This window comes from Streptomyces sp. 6N223, from assembly GCF_052246635.1.
In the GTDB taxonomy this organism is placed as follows: domain Bacteria; phylum Actinomycetota; class Actinomycetes; order Streptomycetales; family Streptomycetaceae; genus Streptomyces.
In genome coordinates this window covers 1-5,608 of the sequence record NZ_JBQQCA010000112.1, presented here as the reverse complement: position 1 = coordinate 5,608, position 5,608 = coordinate 1, and the positions used below count along the sequence as shown (strand labels likewise).

The 5,608-nt window shown below is 70.8% G+C and carries 4 protein-coding genes; 2 read left to right on the top strand and 2 right to left on the bottom strand.

Annotated features, from left to right (window positions below; genetic code table 11):
* Window positions 1–128 (top strand): family 16 glycoside hydrolase (locus ACTWQH_RS32425; protein ID WP_443288062.1); only part of this gene is annotated, 128 nt, incomplete at its 5' end.
* Between the two features lie 275 nt (window positions 129–403).
* On the opposite strand, the gene ACTWQH_RS32420 is transcribed toward ACTWQH_RS32425, so the two are convergent.
* Window positions 404–1,870, bottom strand: coding sequence for an alpha-L-fucosidase (locus tag ACTWQH_RS32420; RefSeq protein ID WP_443290398.1), 1,467 nt, complete (start codon window positions 1,868–1,870; stop codon window positions 404–406).
* A gap of 180 nt (window positions 1,871–2,050) precedes the next feature.
* On the opposite strand from ACTWQH_RS32420, the gene ACTWQH_RS32415 reads away from it, so the two are divergent.
* Window positions 2,051–2,833: a helix-turn-helix transcriptional regulator gene (locus ACTWQH_RS32415; protein ID WP_443290397.1), complete on the top strand. Its 783-nt coding sequence runs from the start codon at window positions 2,051–2,053 to the stop codon at window positions 2,831–2,833.
* Here the strand turns inward: ACTWQH_RS32415 and ACTWQH_RS32410 are convergent.
* On the bottom strand, window positions 2,811–5,261 hold the full coding sequence (locus ACTWQH_RS32410; RefSeq protein WP_443290396.1) for a glycoside hydrolase family 95 protein: 2,451 nt from the start codon (window positions 5,259–5,261) through the stop codon (window positions 2,811–2,813). The two genes, ACTWQH_RS32415 and ACTWQH_RS32410, sit on opposite strands and share 23 nt — an antisense overlap.
* Window positions 5,262–5,608: the final 347 nt, after the last annotated feature.

The following is a 5,608-nucleotide window of genomic DNA, read 5'->3' as shown; positions in this document are numbered from 1 at the left end:
ACGACTTCACCAACACCGACCCCGACCGCAGCCTCACCACCGGCCACATCGGCATCCAAAACCACGGCCCCGACGACACCGTCTCCTTCCGCAACATCCGCATCAAAGAACTCGACGCCGCGCCGTAACCCCACGGTCCGGCCCACTGACCGGTCACCGGGTTCGGCGGCTCCTGCGCCCGGTGGTCGTTCGGCGGGGTGGGGTCGCACGGGACCTCACCCCGCCCTTCCCGCCGGCGCCAGGGCCTCCTGGCGCCGCGACCCACAGAGGACCCACAGACCGCCGTGCCGTGACAACGCCACCACCGGCGCGCTGCTCCAGCCACGGCCCGGCGGGCGCCCCCGGGCCGACGCAAACCTTCCCAGCCCCTGCGTCGGTCCCGGGCGGCGCCATCGGTGATCGACTACGCCAGCTCGATCGCGAGAGCGTTGACGTAGGGGGAGGGCGCGCGATCGGGCAGCTCCACGACCAGTCCCTCTCCGGTGTCGAGCCGGCGGAAGGGCACGGGCCCGGAGCCCAGCAGGCGCACCGAGGTGACCCGGTCCTCGGGCCGGATGCTGCTGATGACGGTGCGACCGTCCTCGGGCCAGGCCATCTGGAAGGCGTAGACGGTCCCGTCACGCCGGGTGAACCGGTGGTCGGCGGCGGTCCAGGGGACCCGTTCCTCGCGGAAGCCGTCGATGAGGACGCCGCTGGGGCCCTCGACGCCGTCGCGGAACGGCCGGGTGCCGTGGATGCCCTCGCCGCACAGCTCCATCCAGCCGGCCAGCTCGGTCAGCAGGTGCCGGCACTCCTCGTCGATGGTGCCGTCCGGCTGCTGCGGGATGTTCAGCAGCAGGTTGCCGTTCTTGGCGACGATGTCCACGAGGATCTCGATCACGTGCCCCGGGGTCTTGTAGACGGCGCGCACGTCGTAGAACCAGCCACCGACGCAGGTGTCCGTCTGCCAGGGGTACGGCTTGAGTGCGCCCTCCTGGCTGCGCTCGACGTCGAGCACGCCGATGCGCCGCAGGTGCTCCTGGCGGTCCTTCTGCGCGTAGACAGCCTGGTTCTTTCCGCCGTGGGCCGCCGCGCTGGTGTTGTACAGGTGGGCGACGGCCTGGAGCCCGGGGTCCATGCTGTTCGGGCTGAAGGGGGGCGGCCCGTCGGAGTACAGCAGGTCGGGCTGGTAGCGGTCGATCATCTCCGTCACCAGCTCCAGCCAGCGCCGGTGCCACCAGCCGTTGGAGGTGTACCAGGGGTCCAGCGGGTCGGGGTTGGGCTGGTCCGGGCGGTGGTGCTCGTGGTTGGGCAGGTAGAGATCCTCGAACGCGGGGTCCGCGCCGTCGTAGGGCACCCCGGCCCTCGGGCCGTGCGTGTCGGCCCCCTTGTTCACCGACCACCAGCTGAAGGTCGCGCCGAGGTGCTCGGTGAGCCCGAAGGGCAGGCCGTGCCGGCGGGCGGCGGCCTGCCAAAGCCCCACGATGTCCTTGCCCGGACCGACCTCGGCCGCGTTCCAGCGATGCAGCTCCGACGCGTAGGTGAGAAAGTGATCGTGATGCGAGGCGAGCGCGACGAAATACCGCGCACCGGCCCGGACATACAGATCCATCAGGCCGTCGGGATCGAAGTTTTCGGCCTTCCAGAGGCGTACCACATCCTTGTAGCCGAACTCCGAGGGATGCCCGTATTTCCGTACGTGATAACGGTATTGATCGGAGCCCTGGATATACATGTTGCGGGCGTACCAGTCACCGTACATGGGCACGGACTGGGGACCCCAGTGAGACCAGATGCCCAGCTTGGCGTCGCGGAACCAGTCCGGGCAGACGAATTCCCCCAGGGATTCCAGCCTGGGCAGGAAAGGCCCGGGGCCCGGCTCGTCAGCCATCAGTCATCACTCCGATACGCGTGGACGTCCATGCGGTGCCGCACGACGATAAGGGCTCTGACCAGGGCAGGCCAATGGTCGGCGTACGACATCGCTGGTTCATTCTCACCCCTGGTGCGGTGGGACATCCGAAGGTAGCGTCGCGGCGTGCTCGATCAGCCATCAAGGATCAGATGGACGGTGCCGTTGCAGGAGCCACCGTCCATCGCGGATATCGGCGTGGGCCGGCACGGCATCGCAAGCCTCGTGGACGAGTTCTGCCTGCCGGACCTCTGGTCGCTCCACCTCTACGGCTACACGGGAGAGCTGGAGGTCGGCGGCGCTGTCATCCCCATCGCCCCGGGGCGGGTGAGCCTGGTGCCTCCCGCCACGGCCACCCGCTACCGCTACCACGGCGAGTCCGTGCACCTCTTCGCCCACATCCACCTGCCGGACGCGGCCCCCTCGGGCGCCGTCGAGCTGCCCGCGATGCTGGACTGCGGGGCCGACCTGCCCCGCATCCGCGACCGGTTCCAGACCGCCCTGGACTCCCACGCCCGGCTGCCGCACCTGGCACGGGCCGAGCTGTGGAGCCTGCTGTGTCAGCTCGCCGGACGGCAGGTCTCGCGCTACGACGACGCGCTGGGCCTGCACCCGGCGGTGCGCGCCGCCGTCGCTCGTATCGAGACCCGGCTCCGCGGGCCGCTCGGTGTCGCGGACCTGGCCGAGGCCGTCGGCCTCTCCCACAACCACCTCGGCCGCCTCTTCCGGGCGCAGCTCGGCACCACCGTCGTCGCCTACATCCGCGAACGCCGCATGGCGCGCGCCCACCACCTGCTGACCCGCACCTCACTGTCCGTCAAGGCGGTCGCCTCGATGGTGGGCTTCCGCGACCTGCAGAGCTTCAACAAGGCGTTCCGCCGCGCTTACGGCATCCCGCCCAGCGCCGCGGGCAACGGCGTCATGAGCCGGCCCGGCGGGTGAGCCGGTAGCTGGCGCCGGCGGTGGCGTCGAAGGTGACGGTGGTGGGGTCGGTTCGGCGTGCGGTCACCTGCCGGCCGCCGTCCGCCGCGGTCACCGTCACCGGCACGGTGGTGCGCACCTGGACGGTGCGGGCGTGGCGGGTGTGGAGGGTGGCCTGGGTGATCTCGCCGTTTTCCCAGGTGATGTCGATGGTGTCGCCGCCCCGGGCGCGCAGCCCGCTGACCTGGCCGTCGGGGAGTTCGGGGGGCAGCGCGGGCAGGAGCTGGATCTCGTCGGTGTGGGACTGGAGCAGCCATTCGGCGATGCCGGCGGTGGCGCCGAAGTTGCCGTCGATCTGGAAGGGCGGGTGGAGGCAGAAGAGATTGGGGGCGGTGCGGTCGGGGGTGAGCTGGTCGCCCAGCAGCTTGTAGGAGCGGGCGCCGTCGGCCAGCCTCGCCCAGAAGTTGATCTTCCAGGCCAGGGACCATCCGGTGCCGGCGTCGCCGCGCTGCTCCAGCGTGACGCGGGCGGCCTCGGCCAGTTCCGGGGTGCCGGTGGGGGTGATCTGGTTGCTGGGGTGCAGGCCGTAGAGGTGGGAGACGTGCCGGTGGTTCCGCTCCGGCGCGCCGGCGTCCCAGTCCTCCTGCCACTCCTGGATCTGCCCCTGCCCGCCGACCTTGGTCGGAGCCAGGCGGTCGGACAGCGCCAGCACCTGCTCGCGGAAGTCCGCGTCGGTCTCCAGGAGGGTCGACGCCTGGGCGACGGCGTTGAACAGGTCCCGGAGGATCTGCATGTCCATCGTCGGCCCGGCGCAGACCGTCGCCCCTGGGTGGTGGGGATTCTCCGGGGAGTTGGACGGGCAGGTCACCATGTAGCCGGTGCCGGGGTCTTCGACGAGGGCGTCGACGAAGAACCGGGCCGCGCCTTTGAGCGCCGGGTAGCGGGCGCGGAGGGCGTCGAGGTCGCCGGTGAAGCGGTAGTGCTCCCAGATGAACAACGCCATCCAGGCGCCGCCGGTCTGGTACATGCCCCACTGCGCGCCGTCGACGGGGGCGGTGCCGCGCCAGGCGTCGGTGTTGTGGTGGCAGACCCATCCTTCGGCGCCGTACTGGACCTGGGCGGTCCGGGCGCCGGTGACGGACATCTCCTCCACCATTTGCAGCGCCGGTTCCATCATCTCGACGAGATTGGTGGGGCCGGCGGGCCAGTAGTTCATCTCGGCGTTGATGTTGACGGTGTACTTCGAGTCCCAGTCCGGGCTGAGCGACTCGTTCCAGATGCCCTGGAGGTTGGCCGGCTGGGTGCCGGGCCGGGAGGAGGAGATCAGCAGGTAGCGGCCGAACTGGAAGAGCAACGCCACCAGCTGCGGGTCGTCGGCGGCGGCGAAGTTCGCCACGCGCTGGTCGGTGGGCAGCTCGGCGGCGTCGCTGGTGCCCACGTCGAGGGCGACCCGGTTGAAGAACCGCTGGTAGTCCTCGACGTGGCGGGACCGCAGCACGTCGTACGCCCGGTCTCCCGCCGTCAGCAGCGGATCGAGCGCGCGGGCGTCCTGGTCGCCGGTGAGGTCCTGGAAGCTGGTGTAGTTGGCGCCGATGGAGATCAGCACGGTCACCGCGTCGGCCCCGTCGACGGTCAGCGTGCCGTTCTCACTGGTGACCGTGCCGCCGGTGTTGCGGACGGTGGCCAGCGCGCGGAACCGCACCTGCCCGGCAACTCCCTCCCAGTCCTCCGTGGTCCCGTCGAGCCCGATCGTCAGCGGGTCCGGAGAGTGCGCGGAGCTGTTCTGCGGGCTGTCGAAGGCCGCGGAGAACGAGACGCTGCCGGTGGCGTCGGCGGTCAGCCGCACCACGATCACCTGGTCGGCGCCGCTGGCGAACGCCTCCCGGGTGTACGTCACGCCGTCGCGGGCGTACCGGGTCAGGGCCACGGCGGTGGTCAGGTCCAGCTCGCGGTAGTAGTCGGTGGCCGCCCCGCCGTCGGGGAAGGTCAGCGTCAGGTTGCCGACGGTCTGGTACGGCAGCTCGCCGAGCGGGTTGCCCATGAAGCTGCTGTCGATCAGGCTCTGCGCGCCGCCCCAGTCACCCGCGAACACCCGGTTCCTGATCTCCTGGAGGTTCGCCAGGCCGTCCGGGTTGGCCGGGTCATAGGGTCCGCCGGCCCAGACCGTGTCCTCGTTCAGCTGGAGGCGTTCGGAACCGACGCCGCCGAAGACCATGGCGCCGAGCCGGCCGTTGCCGATCGGCAACGCCTCCAGCCACTCCGCGGCCTCGCCGGGGTACCACAGCCGCAACTGGTGTTCCTGGAGCGGCCGGCCGGTCGTCGTGACGTCAGCGGATGCGGCTGAGGGCTCCACCGCCCCTGCGGCCGCCGCCCCGCCCGCGGCCGCGCCGGCGGCCACACCCGCGGCCGAGAGGGCCAGGAAGTTTCTTCGGTTCGTGTGCGGAGACATCGGGCTCCTTGTCGTCACGATAGATGGGAAGGGTGCCTGCCCAGGGCCAGTCGCAGTCGCTGGAGGACCCGACCGGCTGACCCTGGGCAGGCACCAAACGCCGTACCCTCGCGGTTCGCCGGCTCCGATGCCTGAGACGGTTACCCGCGGCCAACCTCTGGCACGGCTGGTCGTCGCGCCGGTCTACGCCTCCGTGAATTCCCAGCTGGTGCCGTCGGCCTGGGCGCCGGCCGGGAGGCGGTCGTGGGCGGCGGTGTCGCCGTACAGGCTCCAGCGGAACCAGTCCAGGAAGGTGTTCTCGGTCTGGGGGTAGGTGGGGTAGTCCGGCACGAGGTAGGCGCCGTGGT

What these genes read in the sequence shown, in the direction of transcription:
- ACTWQH_RS32410 (WP_443290396.1), bottom strand. Translation starts at nt 5,261, where the DNA reads ATGTCTCCGCACACGAACCGAAGAAACTTCCTGGCCCTCTCGGCCGCG.
- ACTWQH_RS32420 (WP_443290398.1), bottom strand. Translation starts at nt 1,870, where the DNA reads ATGGCTGACGAGCCGGGCCCCGGGCCTTTCCTGCCCAGGCTGGAATCC.